Origin of the sequence: Limnobacter sp. CACIAM 66H1 (genome assembly GCF_001601825.1) — a bacterium.
Taxonomy (GTDB): domain Bacteria; phylum Pseudomonadota; class Gammaproteobacteria; order Burkholderiales; family Burkholderiaceae_B; genus Limnobacter.
The window spans coordinates 13,693-37,963 of sequence record NZ_LUJK01000023.1 but is presented as its reverse complement, the minus strand read 5'-3'; the positions used below and the strand labels follow the sequence as shown (position 1 = coordinate 37,963).

The 24,271-nt window shown below is 52.4% G+C and carries 23 protein-coding genes, 3 tRNA genes, 1 other RNA gene and 1 pseudogene; 18 read left to right on the top strand and 10 right to left on the bottom strand.

What is annotated here, in order from left to right:
* Positions 1-12: 12 nt before the first annotated feature.
* Together A0129_RS08485 and A0129_RS08480 are read right to left on the bottom strand one after the other, a co-directional pair.
* Positions 13-429 carry a hypothetical protein gene (locus tag A0129_RS08485; protein ID WP_291714167.1) on the bottom strand — a complete coding sequence of 139 codons (417 nt, stop codon included), beginning with the start codon at positions 427-429 and terminating at the stop codon, positions 13-15.
* 9 nt (positions 430-438) lie between these two features.
* Entirely contained in the window at positions 439-1,008 is a 570-nt protein-coding gene (locus A0129_RS08480) for an RNA polymerase sigma factor (RefSeq protein ID WP_291714165.1), read from the bottom strand.
* A gap of 482 nt (positions 1,009-1,490) precedes the next feature.
* Between A0129_RS08480 and A0129_RS08475 the strand changes: the two genes are divergently transcribed.
* From A0129_RS08475 to A0129_RS08435, 9 genes are all read left to right on the top strand, one after another.
* Complete coding sequence (locus A0129_RS08475; RefSeq protein ID WP_291714163.1) at positions 1,491-2,177, top strand: response regulator transcription factor; 687 nt, start codon at positions 1,491-1,493, stop codon at positions 2,175-2,177.
* A gap of 116 nt (positions 2,178-2,293) precedes the next feature.
* Entirely contained in the window at positions 2,294-2,998 is a 705-nt protein-coding gene (queC, locus tag A0129_RS08470) for a 7-cyano-7-deazaguanine synthase QueC (protein ID WP_291714161.1), read from the top strand.
* A 163-nt stretch (positions 2,999-3,161) separates the two neighbouring features.
* A tRNA-Gly gene (locus A0129_RS08465) sits at positions 3,162-3,237 on the top strand.
* Positions 3,238-3,303: 66 nt separating this feature from the next.
* Positions 3,304-3,377 (top strand) — tRNA-Cys (locus A0129_RS08460).
* A 17-nt stretch (positions 3,378-3,394) separates the two neighbouring features.
* A tRNA-Leu gene (locus tag A0129_RS08455) sits at positions 3,395-3,487 on the top strand.
* 43 nt (positions 3,488-3,530) lie between these two features.
* Complete coding sequence (gene metG, locus A0129_RS08450) at positions 3,531-5,639, top strand: methionine--tRNA ligase (RefSeq protein ID WP_291714185.1); 2,109 nt, start codon at positions 3,531-3,533, stop codon at positions 5,637-5,639.
* Between the two features lie 9 nt (positions 5,640-5,648).
* Entirely contained in the window at positions 5,649-7,355 is a 1,707-nt protein-coding gene (locus A0129_RS08445) for a SulP family inorganic anion transporter (protein WP_291714159.1), read from the top strand.
* 45 nt (positions 7,356-7,400) lie between these two features.
* The gene (locus A0129_RS08440; RefSeq protein WP_291714157.1) at positions 7,401-7,583 is read left to right on the top strand and encodes a DUF3460 family protein; all 183 of its coding nucleotides are present in this window, start codon (positions 7,401-7,403) and stop codon (positions 7,581-7,583) included.
* A gap of 12 nt (positions 7,584-7,595) precedes the next feature.
* Complete coding sequence (locus A0129_RS08435; RefSeq protein ID WP_291714155.1) at positions 7,596-8,474, top strand: ScpA family protein; 879 nt, start codon at positions 7,596-7,598, stop codon at positions 8,472-8,474.
* Between the two features lie 213 nt (positions 8,475-8,687).
* On the opposite strand, the gene dnaJ is transcribed toward A0129_RS08435, so the two are convergent.
* The 5 genes and pseudogenes from dnaJ to hrcA form a co-directional block, all read right to left on the bottom strand.
* Entirely contained in the window at positions 8,688-9,812 is a 1,125-nt protein-coding gene (gene dnaJ / locus A0129_RS08430; protein WP_291714153.1) for a molecular chaperone DnaJ, read from the bottom strand.
* Positions 9,813-9,955: 143 nt separating this feature from the next.
* A complete protein-coding gene (gene dnaK / locus A0129_RS08425; protein ID WP_291714151.1) occupies positions 9,956-11,908 on the bottom strand; it encodes a molecular chaperone DnaK in 1,953 nt (650 codons plus the stop codon).
* A 113-nt stretch (positions 11,909-12,021) separates the two neighbouring features.
* On the bottom strand, positions 12,022-12,621 hold the full coding sequence (gene grpE / locus A0129_RS08420) for a nucleotide exchange factor GrpE (RefSeq protein WP_291714149.1): 600 nt from the start codon (positions 12,619-12,621) through the stop codon (positions 12,022-12,024).
* Positions 12,622-12,756: 135 nt separating this feature from the next.
* Positions 12,757-13,863, bottom strand: a complete 1,107-nt coding sequence (hemH, locus tag A0129_RS08415; protein ID WP_291714147.1) for a ferrochelatase — start codon at positions 13,861-13,863, stop codon at positions 12,757-12,759.
* Positions 13,864-13,928: 65 nt separating this feature from the next.
* Positions 13,929-14,946, bottom strand: a pseudogene (gene hrcA / locus A0129_RS08410) (heat-inducible transcriptional repressor HrcA).
* A gap of 91 nt (positions 14,947-15,037) precedes the next feature.
* Here hrcA and A0129_RS08405 point away from each other — a divergent pair.
* Together A0129_RS08405 and recN are read left to right on the top strand one after the other, a co-directional pair.
* A complete protein-coding gene (locus A0129_RS08405; RefSeq protein ID WP_291714145.1) occupies positions 15,038-15,991 on the top strand; it encodes an NAD(+)/NADH kinase in 954 nt (317 codons plus the stop codon).
* The gene (recN, locus tag A0129_RS08400) at positions 15,981-17,636 is read left to right on the top strand and encodes a DNA repair protein RecN (protein WP_291714143.1); all 1,656 of its coding nucleotides are present in this window, start codon (positions 15,981-15,983) and stop codon (positions 17,634-17,636) included. The genes A0129_RS08405 and recN overlap by 11 nt, the downstream gene beginning before the upstream one ends.
* Positions 17,637-17,651: 15 nt before the next feature.
* On the opposite strand, the gene fur is transcribed toward recN, so the two are convergent.
* Positions 17,652-18,080, bottom strand: a complete 429-nt coding sequence (fur, locus tag A0129_RS08395) for a ferric iron uptake transcriptional regulator (protein ID WP_008248616.1) — start codon at positions 18,078-18,080, stop codon at positions 17,652-17,654.
* 206 nt (positions 18,081-18,286) lie between these two features.
* Between fur and A0129_RS08390 the strand changes: the two genes are divergently transcribed.
* The 6 genes from A0129_RS08390 (at position 18,287) to A0129_RS08365 (ending at position 21,272) form a co-directional block, all read left to right on the top strand.
* On the top strand, positions 18,287-18,694 hold the full coding sequence (locus A0129_RS08390; protein ID WP_291714142.1) for an outer membrane protein assembly factor BamE: 408 nt from the start codon (positions 18,287-18,289) through the stop codon (positions 18,692-18,694).
* A gap of 6 nt (positions 18,695-18,700) precedes the next feature.
* Positions 18,701-19,519, top strand: a complete 819-nt coding sequence (dapB, locus tag A0129_RS08385) for a 4-hydroxy-tetrahydrodipicolinate reductase (protein WP_291714139.1) — start codon at positions 18,701-18,703, stop codon at positions 19,517-19,519.
* A gap of 105 nt (positions 19,520-19,624) precedes the next feature.
* Complete coding sequence (locus A0129_RS08380) at positions 19,625-19,852, top strand: hypothetical protein (RefSeq protein ID WP_291714137.1); 228 nt, start codon at positions 19,625-19,627, stop codon at positions 19,850-19,852.
* Positions 19,853-20,188 (top strand): cell division protein ZapA, encoded by a 336-nt coding sequence (locus tag A0129_RS08375; protein ID WP_291714135.1) that lies wholly within the window; start codon positions 19,853-19,855, stop codon positions 20,186-20,188.
* Between the two features lie 11 nt (positions 20,189-20,199).
* Positions 20,200-20,380, top strand: a non-coding RNA gene (ssrS, locus tag A0129_RS08370) — 6S RNA.
* Positions 20,381-20,459: 79 nt separating this feature from the next.
* On the top strand, positions 20,460-21,272 hold the full coding sequence (locus A0129_RS08365) for a sulfite exporter TauE/SafE family protein (RefSeq protein WP_291714133.1): 813 nt from the start codon (positions 20,460-20,462) through the stop codon (positions 21,270-21,272).
* Positions 21,273-21,279: 7 nt separating this feature from the next.
* On the opposite strand, the gene lgt is transcribed toward A0129_RS08365, so the two are convergent.
* The gene (gene lgt, locus A0129_RS08360; RefSeq protein WP_291714183.1) at positions 21,280-22,128 is read right to left on the bottom strand and encodes a prolipoprotein diacylglyceryl transferase; all 849 of its coding nucleotides are present in this window, start codon (positions 22,126-22,128) and stop codon (positions 21,280-21,282) included.
* 144 nt (positions 22,129-22,272) lie between these two features.
* On the opposite strand from lgt, the gene ilvD reads away from it, so the two are divergent.
* Complete coding sequence (ilvD, locus tag A0129_RS08355) at positions 22,273-23,961, top strand: dihydroxy-acid dehydratase (protein ID WP_291714131.1); 1,689 nt, start codon at positions 22,273-22,275, stop codon at positions 23,959-23,961.
* 12 nt (positions 23,962-23,973) lie between these two features.
* On the opposite strand, the gene A0129_RS08350 is transcribed toward ilvD, so the two are convergent.
* Positions 23,974-24,225, bottom strand: coding sequence for a TIGR04438 family Trp-rich protein (locus A0129_RS08350; protein ID WP_291714129.1), 252 nt, complete (start codon positions 24,223-24,225; stop codon positions 23,974-23,976).
* Positions 24,226-24,271 lie beyond the last annotated feature (46 nt).

The following is a 24,271-nucleotide window of genomic DNA, read 5'->3' as shown; positions in this document are numbered from 1 at the left end:
CGAGTCCCTTGGTTATACAGCGCCTGCCGAACCAGCCATGCGCAGTTGCTGCGCCTTGAGTCGTTCAAGCAATACAAGGTACGAAGCGATCAAACGAACAACAGCAGGACGCATGCCCGCCAATTGTTCGCGAGTCAATTTGGCCAGCGGATTGTCCAAACGGGTTTTTGCATCTGGCTGTGCATCAATGGCACGACACACCCGCTCGAAAACATTGCTCAAAGCCGCATCCACCTCAGCTTCCGACATGGCGGAATACAGCACCTGCGGCTTGGCATCGATGAGGCTGAGCCGCTCCTGCCAGTTCAGAACCGACTTCGCAAGCACAGGGTCCAGTCTCAATTGACCTTCAAATGCGGTGCGCTCTGCGCCCCGCATCACACCCAGCACATAATCGGCAGCCAACCAGTTTTTGTCATCGTCAGTCATGCGGCCCCCTTATGCCATGAATCCGGATTGCTCTGCATCCTGGCGTCGCGAGTTGCTCGCGGCCATGGTTGCCAAACCTTCGGACTGAAATTCATCGTATACAGTCTTCAATTCAATCAGACCTCTGCGAACCCAAGTCTTCACCGTACCAAGCGGCACATCAAGATGTTCCGAGATCTCAGCATGGCTCATGCCATGCGTGTAAGCCAAGGTCAGCACTTGACGGTATTTCCCTTCAAGGCGCTCCACGCACGCTTGCATCACCCGGCTGGTTTCCTTGTCGTCAGTACTGGTCGAATGGGCTTCAAACACCAGTTCGTTGGGTTCGTCATCTTGGTCAGAAAACTGGTCCAGGGAAATCGAATTCACGGTATGACTTTGCTGGGCGATCAAATCAAGCGCCCTGTTCCTCACCACCTGATGCAACCAGGTTTCAGGCGCAGACAATTTGTTGTTGAATGTATGGGCGTATCGCCAGAGACGAATATAGGCGTCTTGCAACACGTCCTGAGCCAGACCGGGCTCCCGAACTATGCGCAACGCGACCGCAAACATCTTTCGTGACGTGAGTTGATACAACTCCTCAAACGCCTTTCGATCGCGATTTGCAATTCGTTCAATTAAAGAAGCGAGCTCTTCTCTCAACCTGGCTGTCCCCGAGATGAAGTCATCTGTGTGTGTTTGATACGTCCTGATACTGTTAATTTACAGTCGAGCTGGACTTTGGTTTTGTCAAAAAGGCCAAGTTTTACTGCTCAAACCACTGAATAGGGCCACCCAACACGGGGGATGTAACTCCTAAGTATCCCCTAGCTAAGGGATACTAGCAAAAGTTCCGATTCCAGAACAGTACTTGTATTGTCTATTTGCTTACATAGCCCGCCGAAATGCGATGTCCCCCAAAGTAATTAACCCGCTTGAAATTACCTACTCAGCCTTGAATCCAAAATTTATCGCCTGAAGTACAAATCGAATATGCAGCAACCCAAACAAATCAAATAGCGGGGCGAACGATGACCTTAATACCGAGCTGGCCAAGCCAGCCACACATGGGTGGGACTATGAAGAATGAAAAGGGCTTGGCAGGTCGACCAGTAACGCCCCGCGAAACGGGCATTCCAAGTAGCCCCCCGGGCAGGACAATCAGTCTGCAACCCATGTTCGTAACCAACCGGACCACACTGGAAGAAATCGACAACCACCTGGCCAACGCTGAAACCCGAATCGTGGTCATTACCATCGAAAAAGGCAACAGACACGGCGAAGCGGTCGTTCAACACATCGGATCCAGCTATTCTGATGTTCGCGTGGTTCTGGTATGTGAAGGAAACGCTCAGGACATACTGGCCATGGCATTCAAACCCGGAGTCTGGGCCTGCGTTGGTCGCCAGTCTTCCGTGGAAACGCTCAGAGAAGCGATTGACACTGTGGCCGCTGGCGCCCGATACGTGGCTCCCGAGCTGGTCAGCAACCGACCCTCCTCCTCATACAGTCCTTCCGAGCCGCAAAACTCAGGCAACCAGATTAACACGCTCGCCGATCAAGACGAAGGTGCCCAGTTGACTCGCCGCGAGCGCCAGGTACTGACCTTGATCGCCCAAGGTCGCCCTCGCCGCGAAATCGCTGAATTGCTCAAGGTTTCACCACGTACCATTGACGCCTATCGAGCACGTTTGCTGCAAAAACTGAACCTTGATTCAAGCGTTCAACTGGTGAAATACGCAATTTCTGCAGGCATGGCCAGCTGAGAATCTACTCAGCCCTCTAAAACCATTCGCTTGGTCAAAAACCCCGCGCAATCGCGGGGTTTTTTGTTTGTACAGTTAAAATAACCGTTTCGCGCAACCCCACTATCCCCTGACATATGAACAAAAAAGCGCTAGTGCTGTTCTCAGGCGGGCAAGACAGCACCGTTTGCCTGGCCTGGGCACTTTCCAAATTCGAGCACGTTGAAACCATCGGTTTTGACTATGGGCAGCGGCATCGCATTGAACTGGAATGCAGACTGACCGTGCTGGAGAGGGTACGCGAACAGTTTCCCGAATGGGCGCACAAGCTCGGCGAGGACCGCGTGATTAACCTGAGCTGGCTGGGACAAATTTCCGATTGTGCGCTAACCGAAGAGCGCGAGATCGAGCTGAACGAAACAGGTTTGCCCAATACTTTTGTGCCGGGACGTAACCTGGTGTTCTTTTTGATTTCATCAGCGGTGGCATACCGAAGAGGTTTGTCGACACTGGTGGGCGGCATGTGTCAAACCGATTTTTCCGGCTACCCTGACTGCCGCGAAGACACGTTGAAGGCCTTACAAGTGGCCACCAACCTTGGCATGGCCGGCTCTTTTCGATTTGAAACGCCACTCATGTGGATTGATAAAACCGAAACGTTTCAGTTGGGCGAGCAACTCGGTGGCAAAAAATTACTCGAGATCATAGTCCGCGACACCCACACCTGTTACACAGGCGACAGAAGTCACAAACATGACTGGGGGTTCGGTTGTGGCGAATGCCCGGCCTGCGATTTGCGCAAACGTGGTTGGAATAACTACATTTCACAACAGAATCAATAGCTTGAAACCGAAAAGAGCAACTTCCCCGAAAGCCGCAACTGGCTTGGGTTTGCACAACATTTAGGCAGCCGAAAAATAAATGAAATTATTTTGCAAAAACGTTTGACACAAAAATTTTTCTTGCTATAATTTCGTTCTCTCAACGACGACACGTTGTTGAAACGCGGGAATAGCTCAGTTGGTAGAGCGATACCTTGCCAAGGTATAGGTCGCGAGTTCGAGTCTCGTTTCCCGCTCCAAATTCCTAAGGGGAAGTGATACACTTCCCCTTTTCTTTGCCCGCCACATTTTGGTGGAACACCCTTGGCGGGGTGGCAGAGTGGTCATGCAGCGGACTGCAACTCCGTGTACGCCGGTTCGATTCCGACCCCCGCCTCCAAGTTTTTCAAGCCATCAGCCCGGGTGGTGAAATTGGTAGACACAACGGACTTAAAATCCGTCGCTTACCGTAAAAGGGGCGTACCGGTTCGATTCCGGTCCCGGGCACCACTGGCCAGACTCTTCCCTAGTTCAATCGCGCGTACAATAACGCATTGCGTTTAGAACAACCTCAAAGAACAACACCGTGACTCGCCGAATTCTTGTTACCTCTGCCCTGCCCTATGCCAATGGCGCCATTCACTTGGGCCACCTGGTCGAATACATTCAAACTGACATCTGGGTCCGCTTTCAGAAAATGCAAAGTAACGAGGTGTATTACGTGTGTGCCGACGACACACACGGCACACCGGTCATGCTGCGCGCACAAGCCGAGGGTATCAGTCCGGAAGAACTGATCGCGCGCGTGAGCACAGAGCATCAGCGGGACTTCGCCAGCTTCCACGTGGGCTTTGACAACTACTATTCCACCAACGCGCCAGAGAACAAGGCCCATTGCGAGACCATTTACACACGTTTGCGCGATGCAGGGCTCATTCAAACCCGCTCGGTGGAACAGTTTTACGACCCAGTGAAGGAAATGTTTTTGCCGGACCGCTTCATCAAGGGCGAATGCCCGAAGTGCGGCGCAAAAGACCAATACGGAGATTCCTGCGAGGTGTGCGGCGCCACTTACCAGCCCACCGAACTGAAAAACGCCTACTCCACTGTATCGGGCGCAGCGCCTGTGCGCAAAAGCTCTGACCATTACTTCTTCAAGCTTTCAGACCCGCGATGCGAGAATTTCCTCCGCCAATGGACGCAGAGCGAGGGCCGCCTTCAAGTTGAAGCCAGCCGGAAAATGCAAGAATGGCTGGGCGAAGAAGGCAGTGGCAAACTGGCTGACTGGGACATTTCCCGCGACGCACCCTACTTCGGATTTGAAATCCCAGACGCACCTGGCAAATACTTCTATGTGTGGCTAGACGCACCGGTGGGTTACTTCGCCAGCTTCCAAAACCTGTGCGAACGCATTGGCGTGGATTATCAGGAATTCCTGAAAACCGACACCAACACCGAGATGATTCACTTCATCGGCAAAGACATTCTTTACTTCCATGCCCTGTTCTGGCCCGCCATGCTTCAGTTTGCCGGTTTGCGCACGCCCACCAAGGTCAACGCACACGGTTTCCTGACTGTAGACGGCGCAAAAATGAGCAAAAGCCGCGGCACGTTCATTACTGCGGAAAGCTTTATTAAACAAGGTTTGAACCCGGAGTGGCTGCGCTATTACTTTGCAGCCAAGCTCAATTCCACCATGGAAGACCTGGACTTGAGTTTTACCGATTTCACAGCGCGCGTAAACAGCGATTTGGTTGGCAAATACATCAACATTGCCAGCCGTAGCGCAGGCTTTTTGGTGAAGAATTTTGAAGGCCGCGTGCTGGATTCAGCCATGCAACATCCCTTGCTTGAGGAGATTCGCGCCCAAGCCGCAACAATTGCCACGCACTATGACGAACGTGAGTACGGCAAAGCCATTCGGGAAGTCATGGCCTGTGCCGACAAAGTCAACGCTTATGTAGATCAGGAAAAGCCATGGGAATTGGCAAAGAACCCGGACAAGCAGGTTGAATTGCAAACCGCCTGTTCGATTTGTCTGGAGGCATTCAGACTGCTAACCCTGTATTTGAAACCCGTGCTACCGGTGCTGGCTGGCAATGCCGAGAGTATTCTGGGTGTTGCCCCAATGACGTGGGCCGACGTGAACACACCGCTGAGCAGTTCAACACCTGTGCAGGCTTTCAAGCATCTGATGCAGCGTGTGGACCAAAAACAGATTGATGGATTGATTGAAGCCAACAAACAATCATTGGCTCCTGCCGCAACTGCTCCGATAAAAGCTGATACAAAAAAACCTGCCAATCAGACCGCAAGCAACGCGTCAGATGATTTCATCAACATTGATGACTTCGCAAAGATCGATCTGCGAATTGGATTGGTTAAAGAGTGCAAAGCGGTTGAAGGATCGACCAAGCTGCTTCAACTCACGGTTGATCTTGGCGAAGAAAAGCCACGCAATATTTTTTCCGGCATTGCCGCGCACTATCAACCAGCGCAACTGCTTGGTCAATATGTGGTGGTAGTCGCCAACCTGGCGCCACGCAAAATGAAGTTTGGGCTTTCTGAAGGCATGGTGTTGTGCGCTGCCAGCGACGACGATACTGCGCTGAGCACACTCACCGCCTCGGGCAAACTGACGCCAGGAATGAAGATCAGCTAAAAGGAAACCATGGCCACGCCTCAATTTTTCAAAACGCTCAAGCCATTCAAACCACGAATTGTTGAGAGCTTGCAGGGATACAACTTCCAGCGTTTTTTGAAAGATTTGGGCGCCGGTATTACCGTGGGGGTCGTGGCGTTGCCGTTGGCCATGGCGTTTGCAATCGCCAGTGGGCTTGAGCCACAAACAGGCCTGTTTACCGCAATCGTAGCGGGCTTCATTATTTCCGCCTTTGGTGGCTCCAGCGTTCAGATCGGCGGCCCTGCTGGTGCGTTTATCGTAGTCGTGCTCGGGATCGTCAACCAATATGGTGTGGCCAATCTGATTGTCTGCACACTCATGGCGGGGGCGCTGCTGTTTCTCATGGGCCTGACTGGCCTTGGCAGCTTGGTTCGGCTCATTCCCGTCAGCATTGTAATTGGCTTCACAAACGGAATTGCGGTCCTAATTGCCCTGTCACAAATCAAAGACTTCTTTGGTTTGAACATCGACGTGACTCAGGGCAATTTTTTTGAGAAGAACTGGGCATTGATTCAAGCCATTCCCGGCCTCAACTGGTCCGCGTTCCTTTTGGCCAGCGTCAGCCTCGCATTCCTTTTTCTGTGGCCAAAACTATTTTCCATGCTCAGCCGAGGACGCGCTGAAGGTACATTCCCGAAAATACTTCAAAGTGTTCCGGGTTCAGTCATTCTGCTGGTCGCGGGCACACTGGCGGCTTACATCCTGGGCTTGAATGTTGAAACAATCGGCAGCAAGTTCGGCGAAATTCCAAGAAGTCTGCCCACGCTGTCATGGCCATCCATCGAAATTGCCAGTGTACAAACCCTGATCGGCCCCACCTTGACCATCGCATTTTTATGCGCAATTGAATCCCTGCTTTGCGCGCGAGTGGCCGATGGCATTACTCACGAAAAACACGACCCCAACCAGGAACTGATGGCCCAAGGCCTGGCCAATATCGCCTCTCCGCTGTTTGGCGGCATGCCCGCTACCGGAACCATTGCCCGCACAGTGACCAATATCCGTTCTGGGGGCAGCTCGCCGATTGCGGGCATCATCCATTCATTGGTGCTCCTGATCATAATGCTGCTGGCTGCACCACTGGCTTTTCACATCCCCTTGCCGGTATTGTCGGCGGTGCTCATGTTCGTGGCCTACAACATGGGGGAATGGCGAGAATTCCCAAAACTGAAGCAGTACAGCAATGTCTACAAAATAATCATGCTGGCCACCTTTCTACTCACCGTGATTGTTGACCTGACCGTGGCTGTTGAGGTTGGCCTGGTGCTAGCCGGGGTATTTTTCATTTACCGGGTATCCACGCTCACCGAATTTATTCCCGTTTACCTCAAAGATGAAGACCGCGCCAAGGGTATTGTGGCCTACACAATTTATGGATCTCTCTTCTTTGCAGTGGTCGGGAAGATAGAGAATCTGATTCTGAACACCAGCAAGACCACTCGAATTTTAGTTCTCGACCTTCATCAAACCATTTCAATCGACACCACAGCGCTGGAATGCCTTGAAGAACTGAACACTGACTTACAGCGTGCGGGTCACACACTGATCTTTTGCGGCTTGAACAGTCAGGCGTTATCCCTGTTCAAACGCAGTGGTTTCATGGCTCAGCTCCATGCCGGGCAAATACAAATCGACTTTTCTGCAGCGATGGCACACGCCCATGCAATTTCCATCGAGGATCGGGCTGGCGCCTGATAAAATAGAAATGTCCTTTAAAAACCATTTATTTGGCACGCCACTATGCAATACGAATCTGAAGCAACCCAGTTTTTAACACAACTCAAGACTGAACGTCCCCATCTGGAAAACGAACAGCAAAAGGGTCGCGCCCTATTGTGGGACAAGCAACTGGACCGGAGTTTGCAAGAGGGATTCAAGCAAGCCAGGGTGCCGCAAAAACCCTATGTGTATCAAAGCAAATAAAGTGCACCCACTTTGAGCAGCGAACTCGACGACATCAGTGTACTGAACCCGAACGACAGCACCCCCGATACGGTGGATGGGGTTGGTTTGGCCCGCCTGTATGGTGCCCCGCTGTTCAATATGCCCAAGGATCTCTATATACCGCCAGACGCGCTGGAGGTCTTTCTGGAGGCTTTTGAAGGTCCTCTGGATTTGCTGCTTTACCTGATCCGCAAGCAAAACTTCAATATTCTGGACATTCCAATGGCGGAGTTGACCCGCCAGTACCTCACCTACATTGAAGAGATTCGCACCCGCAACCTTGAATTGGCTGCTGAATACCTGCTCATGGCCGCCATGCTGATTGAGATCAAATCTCGAATGCTGTTGCCCGTGATTCCCAAAGACGGTGAGGAAGAAGCGGAAGATCCGCGCGCCGAGCTGGCTCGCCGCCTGATTGAATATGAGCAAATGAAGCTGGCAGCCCAAGAACTCGACAAGGTACCACTGGTGGGCCGGGATTTCTGGATTGCTCACGCCTTCCACGACCCGAATACTGTTGAACGTTTTCCTGATGTAAACCCCGAAGAACTTCGGGACGCCTGGCAGGCGATTTTGCGCCGTGCGTCCCTGGTCAAGGCTCACACCATTTCGCGCGAAGAACTGTCAGTGCGTGAGCACATGACCATGATTTTGCGCCGCCTTCAAACCCAGAAGTTTGTTGAGTTTTTCGACATGTTCGACGTTGAACGTGGCGTACCTGTGGTGGTGGTCAACTTCATCGCCATGCTGGAACTGACCCGCGAGGGTTTGGTGAAAGTGACACAGGCTGAACCATTTGCCCCCATCTATGTTCGCCTGGGTTATGAAGCCACGGGCGGCAGCGGCGCCGACAGTATCATTCCCGCGTAAGTCGCACATCATGGCTGCACGTTTTTGCTTCGATGGCCCAGCCGCGTTCCCTGCTGCTCGTTTGCTTCAGCTGGCCCAGCCGCATACCCTTTCGCGCCAGAAAGCCTGAAGACCCCCCTTGTTGTTGATTCATCACCCTAAGCGCACCCGCTAACAAAGCGGGCGAGTTGCGGCTGCTTGCGGCTTGCGCGAGCATGATGCGCGACATGCCGTTCAGCCGAAAAAGTCTTTCACCTTGTCCATCCAGCTCTTCGCGCGTGGTGAATGCTTGTCACCATCAGCCGTACACGATTGCTCAAACTCCTTGAGCAATTCTTTTTGACGCTCTGACAAACGCACCGGTGTTTCCACCACAATGTGACAGAACAAATCACCCGGATAGGATGAGCGCACACCCTTGATGCCCTTGCCTCGCAAACGGAAGGTCTTTCCAGTCTGCGTTCCTTCGGGAATGTCGAATGAAGCTTTACCTCCCAAAGTGGGCACCTCAATGGTTCCACCCAACGCAGCAGCGGCAAATGAAACCGGCATTTCACAATGCAGGTCATCACCATCACGCTGAAAAACCGCGTGTTCTTTCAAATGCACTTCCACATAGAGGTCACCTGCAGGCCCGCCATTAACCCCAGGTTCACCCTTGCCACTCAAGCGAATACGCATTCCGTCGTCTATGCCAGCAGGCACTTTCACTTCCAGCGTCTTGTTGGTCTTCTTGCGACCCAAACCCTCACAGTCGTGGCATGGGTGCGGAATCATCTTACCGGTGCCATGGCACTTCGGACAGGTCTGCTGCACGCTGAAAAAGCCCTGCGTCATGCGCACCGCACCCGACCCACCACAGGTTGAACAAGTTTCAGGCTTGGTGCCCGGCTTGGCACCACTTCCCGAGCAAGTACCGCAGTTGTCCCACACTGGCACACGGATTTGGGTATCAAAACCTTTGGCTGCCTGCTCCAGCGTAATTTCCATGTTGTACTTCAGGTCTGAGCCCCGGTACATCTGCGACTGGCGAGAGCCCCCACCTGCCCGGCCGCCAAAAATATCTCCGAAAATATCGCCAAACGCGTCTGAGAAATCCGAGAAGCCGCCGGCACCGCCGCCACCCATATTCGGGTCTACACCCGCATGACCATGCCGATCATAAGCGGCACGCTTTTTGGGGTCGGTCAACATCTCGTAGGCTTCTTTGGCCTCTTTGAACTTGGCCTCCGCATCCTTGCTGTCTGGATTGCGGTCGGGGTGATACTTCATGGCCATTTTTCGATAGGCTTTTTTCAGCTCATCGTCGGTGGCATTTTTTTGTACACCCAAAATCTCGTAGAAGTCCCGTTTTGCCATGTCAGTCTCAATTCGTGCAGCTGTTCGCGAAACACTGCTTTTATTCGTACAAAAAGGGCTTCACTGAAAAACCGCAACATATGCAGCCAGCCAGTGTGCCCTTGGTTTTCGGCGAAGCACCCACAGGTGCTTCGCTGCCAACATCACTTGTCTTTCACTTCCTTGAAGTCTGCATCTACTACATCGTCAGCATCGTCTTTCTTGGAAGAAGACTGCTGCTCAGCGCCACCTGGGTTTGCACCGGCTGCAGCACCTTCAGCAGCCTGTTGAGCCTGCATGTCGGCGTACATCTTCTCGCCCAATTTCTGGGCTGACTCAGCCAATTCCTTCGTACGGGCATCAATTGCGTCTTTGTCGTCGCCCTTGGCGGCCTCTTCCAAGGCTTTGCAAGCAGCTTCAATTTTTTCCTTTTCGCCTGCGTCCAGCTTGTCACCATATTCACCCAGTGACTTGCGGGTGCTGTGCACCAGTGCGTCAGCCTGGTTCTTGGCTTCAGCCAATTCACGGCGCTTGGCGTCATCCGCTGCATTGGCTTCAGCGTCTTTCACCATTTTCTGGATCTCATCTTCACTCAAACCAGAGTTGGCTTTGATCACAATCTTGTTTTCTTTGCCAGTGCCCTTGTCTTTCGCTGACACATGCAAAATACCGTTTGCGTCAATGTCGAAAGTCACTTCAATTTGTGGCACACCTCGTGGCGCGGGTGGAATACCTTCCAGATTAAATTCACCCAAGCTCTTGTTGTCGTTGGCCATTTGGCGCTCCCCCTGGAACACCTTGATGGTTACTGCAGGCTGGTTGTCGTCTGCAGTTGAAAACACCTGGCTGAATTTGGTCGGAATGGTCGTGTTTTTCTCGATCATCTTGGTCATCACGCCACCCATGGTCTCGATACCCAGAGACAGCGGTGTTACATCCAGCAACAAGACATCTTTGCGATCACCACTCAGCACGGAACCTTGAATGGCAGCGCCGGCAGCCACGGCCTCATCGGGGTTCACGTCTTTGCGGGGTTCCTTGCCGAAGAAGTTTTTCACAGCCTCCTGAACCTTCGGCATGCGGGTCATACCGCCCACCAGGATCACGTCATCAATTTGCGAAGTGGACACACCGGCATCTTTCAAAGCCATTTTCATGGGCTCTACAGTGCGGGCAATCAGGTCTTCAACCAACGCTTCCAGCTTGGAGCGGCTCAGCTTGGTGGTCAGGTGCACAGGTGCACCATTGGCCATTGCAATGTAGGGCTCGTTGATTTCAGTTTGCTGCGAAGAGGACAGTTCAATTTTTGCGCGCTCAGCCGCGGCCTTGATACGCTGCAAAGCAATTGGATCTTTCGACAAATCAACGCCATTGTTCTTTTTGAACTCGTCGATGATGTGGTCGATGATGCGCTGGTCGAAGTCTTCGCCACCCAAGAATGTGTCACCATTCGTTGACAACACTTCAAACTGCTTCTCACCATCGATGTCGGCAATCTCAATGATGGACACGTCGAAGGTACCACCACCCAAGTCATATACGGCAATTTTGCGGTCGCCCTTCTCGGCCTTGTCCATACCGAACGCCAAAGCGGCTGCGGTGGGCTCGTTAATGATGCGCTTTACGTCGAGGCCCGCGATGCGACCGGCATCTTTCGTAGCCTGACGCTGACTGTCGTTGAAGTAGGCAGGCACGGTAATCACAGCCTCGGTCACCTCTTCACCCAAATAATCTTCGGCAGTTTTCTTCATTTTGCGCAGCACTTCAGCCGACACCTGGGGAGGTGCCAGTTTTTGATCGCGCACGCTAACCCATGCGTCGCCGTTGTCAGCTTTCATGATGGAAAAAGGCATCATGTCGATGTCTTTTTGCACTTCGGCATCTTCAAACTTGCGGCCAATCAAACGCTTTACAGCATACAAGGTGTTCTTGGGATTGGTCACAGCCTGGCGCTTGGCGGGTGCCCCGACCAGAATCTCACCGTCTTCCATGTAAGCGATAATTGAAGGAGTTGTGCGGGCACCTTCCGAGTTTTCGATCACTTTGTAGCCACCGCCTTCAAACACTGCCACGCAAGAATTGGTGGTACCCAAGTCAATGCCAATAATCTTTCCCATGAATTTCTCCGTGATTTCTAAATTCAGTAATGTTCAGTTAAGCCTGATATGGGGTTTAACCCCTTCAGTTCAAGGGTTTTTCCAGCCCAGCCTCAAAAAATTTATTGCACCACTCACTGTGCCACTGAGACCAAAGCAGGTCGCAACACACGGTCATTGATTAAATAACCCTTCTGCAACACCGCCACCACATGGTTAGACGCCACAGGGGGATCAACCGAATCGCCTGGAACCATCGCCACAGCCTGGTGTTGGTTAGGGTTGAATTTCTCGCCAACCGGGTTCAACACCACCACCTTGCCGCGCTCGAATGCGGCTTCGAGCTGACGCAGAGTCGCAGCAACACCATCTTTCAAAGCTTCAGGGGTTTGGTTTTCCACTGCCAAAGCCATTTCCAGGCTGTCGCGTACAGGAACCAAAGACTCTGCGAATGATTCAATGGCGTACTTGTGAGCTTTGGCTACGTCCTCCTGCGTACGGCGACGCAGATTCTCCATGTCAGCGGCCAGACGCAGATAAACCTCTTTGGATTTCTCAACTTCGTGGTGTGCATTTTCCAATGCAGCCTTGAGTACGGAGATTTCATCTTGGGGCGCTTCTTGCTGAACAGCCTGCTCGGTTTCTTGTTGGGTCTGCGCGCCTTGCTGCTGACCTTCTGGTGCCTGGGCAGACGTTTGTTCGTCTGTGTTCGGCTTTCCAGTGGGCTCTGACATGTCTTTTCCTCCATATAAAATCGAAAGAGGCGTCAAAAAGTGTATTGACCGCCCCCACTATGGACGACAAATGGGGGCTTGAACGTCAATTTCAAGCCCCCATTCACACACAAGCCCAAAAAAGATACGAGATTTTTACTGGGCTCCCATTTCCAAAGCCAGCTTGCGGCTTTCGGCCAACTCTTGAGCCATGGATTCCTCGTAACCCATATCGACTGGCCAGCCCTGCATGTGCTGAGCAGTAATTTCGGACAACATGGCCGCGGCCAGTTCACTGTCATTCAAGCAAGGAATGTAATGAAACTCACCACCACCGGCATGCTGAAAGTCTTCACGGCCTTCCTGATTGATTTCCTCAAGCGTTTCAAGGCAATCGGCCATGAAACCGGGACACATCACATCGATTCGCTTGGTACCGGCTTGCCCCAGGGCTTCCAGGGTTTTATCGGTGTATGGCTCCAGCCATTTGGCCTTGCCGAACCGGCTTTGGAACGTAACCCGGTAGTTGCCTTTTTGCAGTCCCAACTCTTCGCCCAAAAGGCGCGCAGTTTTATAACATTCGCAATGGTAGGGGTCGCCCTTGAGCAAGGTCATTTCAGGCACACCATGAAAACTGAACAACAGCACATCACCCTGATCAAAATTCGGGCGACCATTAACTTGCCAGTGTTTGCGCACGCTCTCAGCCAAGGCATGAATGTATGCCGGGTGATCGTGATAATGCTTCACCAGGCGCAATTCTGGAATATTGCGGACTGGCTTGGCCCAGTCAAACACCGCATCAAACACAGACGCAGTCGTGGCCGCCGCATATTGAGGGTACAAGGGGAACACCAAAACACGGTCATAGCCATCTTTGCGAAGCTGGTCCATTCGACTGGCCACCGAAGGGTTACCGTAACGCATCGCCAAGTCCACTCGGACATCCCATCTCCGAGCCTTAAAGGCTTCACTAAGAGCCTTGACCTGCCTTTTGCCAATCGCCAACAACGGAGAGCCCTCATCAGTCCATACGGTGGCGTACTTGGCTGCAGATTTTTTGGGGCGGATCTGGAGAATGATGCCGTTCAAGATGATCCACCAGATCAATTTTGGAATTTCAACCACACGCGGATCTGACAAAAACTCCTTCAGATAACGCCGAAGCGATGGTGTGTCTGCATTGTCGGGAGTGCCAAGGTTAACAAGCAAAACAGCTGTTTTCTGGGGCGTGCCGTGACGAAATGGGGCTTCGGTGCGCATGGATACTACCTAATGAACAACAAGCCTGAAAGTATACCCAAAGCTGACAGTCAGGGTGGGGCGACCTACTCCGGATCCGACAAAGCGGAAGAAACCAACTTGGATGTGATGTCAACAATCGGAATCAATCGCTCGTAGGCCATCCGTGTGGGACCAATGACGCCCAAGGTGCCTACCACCTCGCCATTGATCTGGTAAGGCGCCGAAATCACACTCATTTCCTCCATGGGCACCAAGCTGGAATCACCACCGATGAAAATTTGCACGCCTTCAGCCCGGTTGGAGCTTTCAAGCAAACGCAGCAATGCAGTACGTTGTTCAAACACACCAAACATCTTTTTCAAGCGCTCCATGTCTGTCGACAAATCCGACACATCCAGCAGCTTTCGCTCGCCCGACAGCAACACGCCGTCTGCCTGACTTTCCTCCGCCTCCGTGCCCGCATTAACGGCGGCCTGCATCAATTTGCTAATATCCTGGCTGATTTGGTGGAGCTCTTCCGACAACCTCTGTTTGGCCTGCTGAAAGCTCAGCCCGGCGAAATGCTGATTGAAAAAATTCGCAGCCATCGTCAATTCGCTTTGTGTGTAAGGCTTCTCGACAATCAGGATCCGGTTTTGCACATCCCCATCGGGTGTGACGATGATTAGCAATACTTTGCGATCCGACAGACTCAAAAACTCCACATGCCGAAACAGCGCAGCTTTTTTTCGGCGCCGTAATCACCCCGGCGAAAGAGGACAAACTGGAAAGCAAGTTCACTGCCTTGTTGAGCACGCGATTGGGGTCCTCGCGCTGAATGCCCCCACTCAAGGCTGTTTGTACATCGATGGCCAAAGGCTTTACAGTCAGAAGGGAGTCAACAAACATGCGGTAACCCTGGGGGGTGGGCACACGTCCTGCCGAGGTGTGGGGCGATACCACCAGACGCAACTCTTCGAGATCAGCCATTACGTTTCGAATCGTGGCCGGGCTCAAATCAAGCGTTGAATACTTGGACAAAGCCCTTGAACCCACCGGGTTGCCCTCGGTGATGTACCTTTCAACCAATGTTTTCAGTATGGAACGGGCGCGTTCGTCTATCATCAATGTCACTTCAAATGCGTGTTGCGATACGATTGGGCTTAGGATTAAGACCAAGGCTTCACTTTACGACAAAAACAGGGAATCAAGAATGCCGAAACAGAAAGGGATGTGCATTGCAGTGTTTGCCAAACACGGCGCCTCCCCAAAACAGGCCATTTGGCGAAGCGTGGTTGACTTGCTGGCCGCCAACGCCTTCCATGTGCTGGTTTGCGATTCCATGTTGAGCATCGGGGCCTCCAAAAAATCAAAACCCGAATGCGATCAAGCCAACTTTGAATTTGCCAGTTTGGCCCAAATCAAGAGAAAAGCAAAAATTGCGGTCATCATCGGCGGCGATGGTACTTTTCTGGGTACAGCCAGAGAACTGGCCGACTGCAATATTCCCCTCATAGGTATCAACCAGGGCCGGCTGGGTTTTCTCACCGACATTCGCCTCGACGACATCAACCCCACCCTGATCGACACCATCAATGGTCAATCAGTCTCTGAGAATCGGGCCTACCTTCAGGGGCAAATTTTACGTCAAGGCAAGGTGGTAGAAAATCACATCGCCTTAAACGACATTGTGATCAGTCGCGGTATCGTGGGCGGCATGGTTGAACTGCGTGTAGAAGTCGATGGTACATTTATGTACGACCTGAGAGCAGACGGTCTGATTATCTCGACACCCACGGGTTCCACAGCCTATGCCTTGTCGGCGGACGGCCCGATTTTGCACCCAAGCCTGGCTGGCTTGTTGATCGTGCCAGTGGCGCCACATGCCCTAACCAACCGACCCATTGCGTTACCCCAACACAGCACGATTGACATCCACGTTACGGGCGGCAAGCAAACCGGCGTGCACTTTGACATGCAGTTCAATGGCCGTGCCAAAGTGGGTGACCAAATTCGGATCAAGGTGTCACCGCACCCTATCCAGCTTTTGCATCCGGCGCGCTATGATTACTTCGCCATGTTGAGGCAAAAACTGCATTGGAGTGCAAGCCCCACGGAAGCCCCCCACAAAACTCGAGGACTCAGAGACAGCGGCCATGCTAAGTAGTTTGACCATTCAAGATTTCGTTATTGTTGACAAACTCGATTTGCATTTCGCACCTGGCATGTCGGTGTTGTCCGGAGAAACTGGCGCAGGCAAATCCATTTTGATCGATGCGCTGTCGCTGTGCCTTGGTGCACGCGCCGATGCATCGCAAGTTCGGGAAGGTTGTGAACGTGCCAATATCACCGCGGTATTCGAGTTGAACCCAGCGGCCAAAGCCATTCTCGACGAGCAATCGATTGACTGCAGCGAGGGCGAACTCCACCTTCGCCGGGCCATTGAATCCAATGGCAGGTCAAAAGCCTACATCAACGGTACACCTGTCCCTGCAAGTACGCTGAAAGAATTGTCAGAAACCTTGATCGACATTCATGGGCAACATGCGTTTCAGACGCTTGCAAAGCCTGGGGAACAATTGCGCCTGCTGGACGACTTCGGTCAACACAACGAGCTTCTCCAAGCGACGAGTCAAAGCTATTTCCGCTTGAAAAATGCTGAGAAAGCCCTGAAACAAGCGCAAAGCAGTCAAGAAGACCGAGCTGCACGCCTTGAAAATCTTCAGTGGAAACTGGACTCACTGAGCAAGGTGAACCCTAAGGCCGGCGAATGGGAAACGCTCAGCAGTGACTTTGATCGGTTGAGCCATGGCGCCGAATTGATCGAGGGCACCCAACACGCAAGCAATGTACTGGCACAGAATGAAGACGCCCTGCTCGATCAACTCACCCAGGTAATCGAGAAGCTAAGCCACCTAAGCACAAGGGACCCGGCGCTGGAAGGCGTGGTCAAAACTCTGACTGAAGGCGAAATATTGATTCGGGAAGCCAGTTACGATCTGGGCAATTACCTGAAACACTGCGATCTGGACCCCGACACACTGGCTCAAGTGGAAGCGCGTATGTCGCTGTGGCACGAAACTGCCCGCAAATTGCGTATTCAGCCCGAAACACTGCACACGGAAATGGAGAGTGTACAAGCTGAAATCAAAGGCCTTGAGGAGGGTTTTGATGTCGAAAAGTTGCAAAAGGAACTGAATGCCGCGCGTCAAGCCTATGACATACAAGCAAACCTGTTAACGACTGCCCGTTTGAAGGCTGCGCAAACTTTGTCCAAACGCGTCACTGAATCCATGCAAACACTGAGCATGCAAGGTGGCGTGTTCGTAGTTGATGTGGCCAAAGGTGAGCCTTCTACCCAAGGCAGCGACAATATCGAATTCCGCGTGGCCGGGCACCCTGGCGTTACACCTCAGGCCATTCAAAAAGTGGCCTCAGGTGGTGAACTTGCCCGGATCAGCTTGGCGATTACCGTGAATACAGTTGAAAACACCTCTGTACCCACCCTGATCTTCGATGAGGTTGACAGCGGTATTGGGGGCGCAGTTGCAGAAACCGTGGGGCGATACCTTCGCCTGTTGGCCGCAAACAAACAAGTGCTATGCGTAACCCATCTGCCTCAGGTTGCAGCACAGGGTCATAATCATTTTCAAGTCAGCAAAGACATCTCAGCGCAAACCACTCGCTCTAAAATCGTGCAACTGGAATCAAAAGCCCGGGTGGAAGAAATTGCGAGAATGCTGGGTGGTCAGGTCATTACCGAGGCCACGCGCACCGCTGCGCATGAAATGATTGCCTCGGCAAACAGCTAGCGTATTTGCGTTTGCTTATTTACGCTTGTTCTCACAATCTTTCTTGGTACACGACCCATACAAAGAAAGTGCATGGTCGTGGAGTTCAAACCCACGATCCTTGGCAATCATTTTTTGGCGACGCTCAATTTCCTCGTCAAAAAACTCAACCACTTTGCCGCATTGCACACACACCAAATGGTCGTGGTGTGCGCCCTCATTCAGTTCGAACACCGACTTGCCCGTCTCAAAGTGTTGACGGGCCAGTAAACCGGCCTGTTCAAACTGCGTTAGAACCCGGTAAACAGTGGCCAAACCGATATCAAGGTCTTCCTGCAGCAACAGTTTGTAAACATCTTCAGCACTGAGGTGGCGATGTTGCCCACTCTGGAACAATTCCAGAATTTTCATACGTGGCAGCGTTGCCTTTAAACCAATGCTTTTGAGATCCGTTGCTGTAGTCATGAGTTTGGTACCATTCTGAGGCTTAATCGAGTTCAAGTAGCTTATGATAACGCCTTTGCAGGACATGTTAGCGCACCGAATAAGGTACTCTGTTCCCACTTCACATGCGAATTCACAAAACAATGCGTATTTTACGACTGAATTTGATTCTTTGCTCGGCCATGGCCCTAGGGGTTTCCGCGTGTTCTATCCTCCCGGACAACTACGTGCCCTCCTTTGTCAAACCCTACAAGTTTGATATTCAGCAGGGTAATTTCATTACCCAACAGGATGTGGCCAAGCTGCAAGTAGGGATGACCAAAGAACAGGTGCGCTTTATTCTGGGCACACCCTTGTTGAATGACGCCTTCCACGCCAACCGGTGGGATTATGTCTACCGCCTTAAACGTGCCGACGGGCAGACCACTCAATCACGCTACACGGTTATTTTCGAGAATGAACGCGTGGCCCGCCACGGTGGTGAAAACCTGCCTGCCAGCCCAACCGATTTGTTGGGCCCAGACAGCAAGAGCAAGGTTCCCACACAGCCGTTGCCCTCGGAAAAACCGGCTGACGACATCAAGGACGCCGAATCTGCAGTGGGCGGTACAGACCGTGCACCCGTACTTAAATAAAACGCCATGACCAAGCCAATTCAAATCGCGATTGCCGGCGCCAGTGGGCGCATGGGCAAAACATTGATCGAAGCCATCCTGAACAACCCCGAGTGCGAACTCGCTGGCGCCTTTGACCAAGCGGGGTCGCCCAGCATTGGTCGGGACGCTGGAGACTTCATGGGTATTTCATCGGGGGTACTGGTTACCGACAATGCGGACACCGCCCTCGCCAATGCCCATGTGTTAATCGACTTCACCCGCCCCGAGGGCACTTTGCACCACCTTGCCTTGTGCGAGAAACACGGCGTGAAGGCCGTGATCGGCACAACAGGGTTCGAACCGAAACAACTGGAAGCGCTGAAAAAAGCATCCGAGAAAGTGGCCATGGTGTGGTCTCCCAACATGGCGGTTGGCGTAAACGCCACATTCAAACTGCTCGAGGTGGCTGCAAAAATTTTGTCGCAAGGTTATGACATCGAGGTCATTGAAGCTCACCACAGTAAAAAAGTAGATGCCCCGTCAGGCACCGCGCTGCGTATGGGTGAGGTAGTTGCCAAGGGCTTGGGCGTAGATCTTCAAGACGTGGGTGTATTTGCCCGGGAAGGAATTACCGGTGAGCGCAAGGCTGGCACCATCGGCTTCTCAACCATTCGTGGTGGCGACATTGTCGGCGACCACACCGTTTTGTTTGCCGGCATTGGCGAGCGGATTGAAATTACCCACAAATCGTCAAGTCGCATGACTTATGCACAAGGTTCAATTCGGGCAGCGCAGTTTTTGATTGGCCATGAAAAAGGTTTGTTTGACATGCAAGACGTGTTGGGCTTGAAAACTTTGTTTTAACCTAAAGCGAAACTGTAGTAGATTGCTGTAAGCATCTGTATAGTCTAGTTAAAATATCAATAACAGCAACCCTCGGGAATGATGACCCGAAGATGGAGCCAGCCAATGACGCAATCACTGCTTGCGAAACTCGACGAACTTCAAGTCAAAGTATCCAGCCTGGCCAAAGCCCTGGAGCAAAGCCGCTTCGACAATAAGTCGGCCAAGGAACAGATTGAAGCCCTGCGCCGGGAAAATGAAGTGCTTCACAAAAAAGTGAATCATGCACAAGGTCAAATCAACCAAATGCTGAATCAGTGGTTCCCTGAACTTGAATTGAACTCGGAGGAATAATTGGAAGCACTTGACGTAAAAATCATGGGTAGGGAATTTCGCATCGCCTGCAAACCCGAAGAACGCTCCGCCTTGCAGCAGGCCGTCAACATTGTAGAAACGAAAATGTCCAGCATCCGCAACACCGGCAAGGTTGTTGGGCTTGATAAAATCGCAGTCATGGCAGCTTTGCAGATTGCCCATGAATCGCTGGTTGGTAGTAACCCTTCCAACCCTGTTTTAGGACTGGACATTGAAACGATTGAGCGTAAAATCGAGGCTATCGGTCAAATGGTTGATGGCAGCCTGAACAATTCAGGTGCAAGCAAGCCCAAAAACGCAGATTTGTTCGAGTAAAGAATTTTGTTTTATCTCTGCCGTGTCTGTATTGGCCAGCATTCCGTGAACCAATATTTGTGATCCCGGTTGCGGACTTTTCAGGGTTGGTGTGATTCCCTCTCAGTCAGGGAAACCTAAAGACCCTAACACTGCGACCCACTTGAACCTTAGGTTCAGGGATCGGGCCAGTATGGCATCGGCAGAGACCCCATACCGGGGCGATTGAACCTATGTTCAGTCGCCTCTTTTTTTATCCTGCTCAGGTTCAAACCAAAAAAACTTAATCACCATGTTCGATCCGGTATTTATTGTTTCATTGCTCGTTTTAGGTGTGGCCAGCGGCGTGCTGGCTGGCTTGTTGGGTATCGGTGGCGGCATGCTGCTTGTTCCCTTTCTCACATTCCTGATGGTCAGCCAAGGCGTTCCTGTCGAGCATGTGGTGCACTCCTCTATTGCCACCTCCTTGGCCATCATTATGTTTACCAGCATTTCAAGCATGCGTGCACACCACAAGGCAGGCGCGGTGCGGTGGGATATTGTGAAATTCCTGACCCCCGGCATTCTCATCGGTGGGTTTATTGGATCAAAAGTAGTGTCATACCTGCCCACCAAAGAGCTGGCCTTGGTATTCGGTGCATTTGTGATTTTTTCCGCGTACCAAATGTATGCCGACAAGAAGCCCAAACCCAGCCGCACTTTGCCAGGGAAGGCAGGCCTTGCGGCAGTGGGTGGCGTAATCGGTGCAGCCTCGGCGATTGTAGGCGCCGGGGGTGGATTCCTGTCGGTGCCCTTCATGGTGTGGAGTAATATCAACCTGCGCAACGCGGTGGCAACATCTGCCGCCCTGGGTTTCCCGATTGCGGTGTTTTCAAGCGTCGCTTACGTGATTAACGGCCAGCATTTGCAAGGCATGCCCGCCGGTTCTCTGGGCTATGTGTATTTGCCTGCAGTGGCCTGCGTGGCAGCGATGAGTGTGCTGTTTGCACCCTACGGCGCAAAACTGGCGCACACCCTGCCTGTCAAAAAGATCAAGCGCATTTTCGCACTGCTGTTGGCTTTCATTGCCATGTCCATGATTTACAAGGCAGTTACCGGCTTCTAATTCAATATCACTTGCTGCGTTTGCTGCCCTTGCCTGCTTTTGCCTGGGCAGCTTCCAATGCAGCCATGGTTTCAAGCCCTGTGGGCTTGTTTTTCGACCATGCCAGCAAGGCGAACCCACCCAGAATCATGGGCACGCAAAGCCACTGCCCCATGGAGAGGCCCAAGGAAAGCGTGCCCAAAAAGCGGTCTGGCTCGCGGGCAAACTCGACCACAAAACGGGCTGTACCATAGCCGATCAAAAACCACGCTGACACAGCCGCACGTGGGCGCGGCTTGCTGGCAAACCACCAAAGCCCGATGAACAGAGCAAGGCCTTCCAGACTCATTTGGTAAAGCTGTGACGGGTGGCGAGCAATTGCATCGCCCGCCTGTGGAAACACAACTCCCCACCAACCATCCGTTGGGCGCCCCCACAACTCACCATTGATAAAGTTGCCAAGGCGACCCAAGGCCAATCCGATTGGCACGGCAGGCGCTACAAAATCCATCACATCGAAAAACTTCCAGCCCTTGTACCTGCCGTAAACAAAACAAACCAGCAACACACCCAGAAACCCACCATGAAAAGACATGCCGCCTTCCCAAATTGCGAGAATTTCGCCAGGGTTGGCCATGTAATAGTCAGGCTTGTAAAAAAATACATAGCCCAGGCGACCACCCAAGATGACACCCAAAACCGCCCAGGTCAGCATATTGTCCACATCGGACATTTTGATCGCCGGGAACAAATGCAAGCGGCGCTTGGCCAGCATGATGAAGGCGACAAAAGCCAACAAGTACATCAAACCATACCAGCGAATGGCCACTGGGCCGATCGAAACAGCAATTGGATCGAATTCAGGATGAACAAACATGGAAAACCCGGAATGTGGAAAACCGTTCAATTGTAATGCCCTAGGGACTACCCTTTGATGAATGAACGCCTTCCTGTGCCCAGCGGCGCATCATAAAATGGTAAATTCTCGTTTTGAATCCAATTCCACCTGCGAGCTTTTGCAATGAGCATCAATCGACGTTCCAAGAACATCACCCAGGGCGTGGCCCGTTCGCCCAACCGCGCGATGTACTTCGCGATGGGTTACAAAGACGAAGACTTCAACAACCCCATGATCGGTATCGCCAACGGTCACTCGACCATCACCCCCTGCAACAGCGGCTTGCAGCCTTTGGCCGATGCGGCAGTGAAAGCGGTGAAAGAAGCTGGCGGTAATCCACAAATCTTTGGTACCCCTACCATTTCTGACGGCATGAGCATGGGCACCGAGGGCATGAAGTATTCACTGGTCAGCCGTGAAGTGATTGCTGACTGTATCGAAACTGCGGTGCAAGGCCAGTGGATGGATGGGGTTCTGGTCATCGGTGGCTGCGACAAGAACATGCCTGGTGGCATGATCGGCATGGCCCGCATGAATGTGCCCGGCATCTATGTTTATGGCGGCACCATCAAGCCTGGGCGTTACAAAGGCAAAGACCTGACTATTGTGTCTGCCTTTGAGGCCGTGGGCGAATTCACTGCAGGGCGCATGAGCGAAGAAGATTTCAAGGGCATCGAGAAGAATGCATGCCCAAGTTCCGGTTCTTGCGGCGGCATGTACACCGCCAACACCATGAGCTCAGCGTTCGAGGCCTTGGGGATGAGCCTTCCCTACTCCAGCACGATGTCGAACATTGATGCGGAGAAGATCACCTCTACTGAAGAATCAGCTCGCGTGCTGATCGAAGCGGTGCGCAACGACTTGAAGCCCCGGGACATCATTACCAAAAAATCAATTGAAAATGCAGTGGCTGTACTGATGGCCACTGGCGGATCAACCAATGCTGTGTTGCACTTCCTGGCCATCGCCAAAGCGGCGGACGTGGTCTGGAGCTACGAGGACTTCGAACGCGTTCGTCTTCGCACACCAGTCATTTGTAACCTCAAGCCTTCAGGGCAATATGTTGCAACAGACCTGCACGACGCTGGCGGCATCCCGCAAGTCATGAAAATCCTGCTGGACGCGGGTCTGCTGCACGGCGATTGCATCACCATCACCGGCAAAACCATCGCTGAAACCTTGGCCGACATTCCTTCAGTGCCACGCGCTGACCAAAATGTGATCATGCCAATTGAGAAAGCGCTCTACAAGCAGGGGCACTTGGCGATCTTGAAGGGCAACCTGGCACCCGAAGGTGCCGTGGCCAAGATTACGGGCTTGAAGAACCCCGTGATTACCGGGCCAGCCAAGGTGTTTGATGACGAGCAAAGCGCGATGGATGCGATTTTGGGCGACAAAATCAAAGACGGCGATGTGATTATTCTTCGTTATCTGGGCCCCAAAGGCGGCCCGGGCATGCCCGAAATGCTGGCCCCAACCTCGGCAATTATTGGCAAAGGTCTCGGCGAAACAGTCGGCCTGATTACCGATGGCCGTTTTTCCGGCGGTACTTGGGGAATGGTGGTTGGCCACGTCGCTCCTGAGGCGTATGTTGGTGGTCCGATTGCATTAATCAAGGAAGGTGACTCCATCACCATGGACGCACATCAGAAATTGTTGCAGATCAATGTCAGCGATGAAGAATTGGCAAAGCGCCGTGAAAGCTGGGTGAAACCCAAGCCACGCTACACCACCGGTGTCTTGGCCAAATTCGCAGCCTTGGCCAGCAGTGCCAGCAAAGGTGCTGTCACCGACGGCGACCTCGACCTTTAAACTCGTAATCGTTTACCAAAATCGAAAACCCCGGCGCTGACGTCGGGGTTTTTTGTTTTGAAAATGACGAATTCTCGCCTCAAGCTGGCGCTTCCTGAACTGCTGTCGACGAACGTCCAGGCCAAGCCACGGTTCAAAAAGTTCGAACCAGCAGATAGCCATCAGAAAAGGCAAAGCGATAGAAAACCATTCCCAATTGCTCACGGGATGTACCCCACCCAGTTTCAATGTCAGCAAAAGGATGCCCAGAAGGATAAAAATCATGCTGTTTCACATGACAAACAACTGAGTTGTCTGCCAAAATGACGCC

Excerpts from the sequence above, each read along its gene's own strand:
- A0129_RS08350 (WP_291714129.1), bottom strand. The coding sequence starts at position 24,225 with ATGATTTTTATCCTTCTGGGCATCCTTTTGCTGACATTGAAACTGGGT.
- queC (WP_291714161.1), top strand. The coding sequence starts at position 2,294 with ATGAACAAAAAAGCGCTAGTGCTGTTCTCAGGCGGGCAAGACAGCACC.
- dnaK (WP_291714151.1), bottom strand. The coding sequence starts at position 11,908 with ATGGGAAAGATTATTGGCATTGACTTGGGTACCACCAATTCTTGCGTG.
- A0129_RS08365 (WP_291714133.1), top strand. The coding sequence starts at position 20,460 with ATGTTCGATCCGGTATTTATTGTTTCATTGCTCGTTTTAGGTGTGGCC.
- lgt (WP_291714183.1), bottom strand. The coding sequence starts at position 22,128 with ATGTTTGTTCATCCTGAATTCGATCCAATTGCTGTTTCGATCGGCCCA.
- A0129_RS08440 (WP_291714157.1), top strand. The coding sequence starts at position 7,401 with ATGCAATACGAATCTGAAGCAACCCAGTTTTTAACACAACTCAAGACT.
- dapB (WP_291714139.1), top strand. The coding sequence starts at position 18,701 with ATGACCAAGCCAATTCAAATCGCGATTGCCGGCGCCAGTGGGCGCATG.
- A0129_RS08475 (WP_291714163.1), top strand. The coding sequence starts at position 1,491 with ATGAAGAATGAAAAGGGCTTGGCAGGTCGACCAGTAACGCCCCGCGAA.
- A0129_RS08485 (WP_291714167.1), bottom strand. The coding sequence starts at position 429 with ATGACTGACGATGACAAAAACTGGTTGGCTGCCGATTATGTGCTGGGT.
- A0129_RS08380 (WP_291714137.1), top strand. The coding sequence starts at position 19,625 with ATGACGCAATCACTGCTTGCGAAACTCGACGAACTTCAAGTCAAAGTA.
- ilvD (WP_291714131.1), top strand. The coding sequence starts at position 22,273 with ATGAGCATCAATCGACGTTCCAAGAACATCACCCAGGGCGTGGCCCGT.
- hemH (WP_291714147.1), bottom strand. The coding sequence starts at position 13,863 with ATGCGCACCGAAGCCCCATTTCGTCACGGCACGCCCCAGAAAACAGCT.
- recN (WP_291714143.1), top strand. The coding sequence starts at position 15,981 with ATGCTAAGTAGTTTGACCATTCAAGATTTCGTTATTGTTGACAAACTC.
- A0129_RS08445 (WP_291714159.1), top strand. The coding sequence starts at position 5,649 with ATGGCCACGCCTCAATTTTTCAAAACGCTCAAGCCATTCAAACCACGA.
- A0129_RS08405 (WP_291714145.1), top strand. The coding sequence starts at position 15,038 with ATGCCGAAACAGAAAGGGATGTGCATTGCAGTGTTTGCCAAACACGGC.
- dnaJ (WP_291714153.1), bottom strand. The coding sequence starts at position 9,812 with ATGGCAAAACGGGACTTCTACGAGATTTTGGGTGTACAAAAAAATGCC.
- grpE (WP_291714149.1), bottom strand. The coding sequence starts at position 12,621 with ATGTCAGAGCCCACTGGAAAGCCGAACACAGACGAACAAACGTCTGCC.
- fur (WP_008248616.1), bottom strand. The coding sequence starts at position 18,080 with ATGACTACAGCAACGGATCTCAAAAGCATTGGTTTAAAGGCAACGCTG.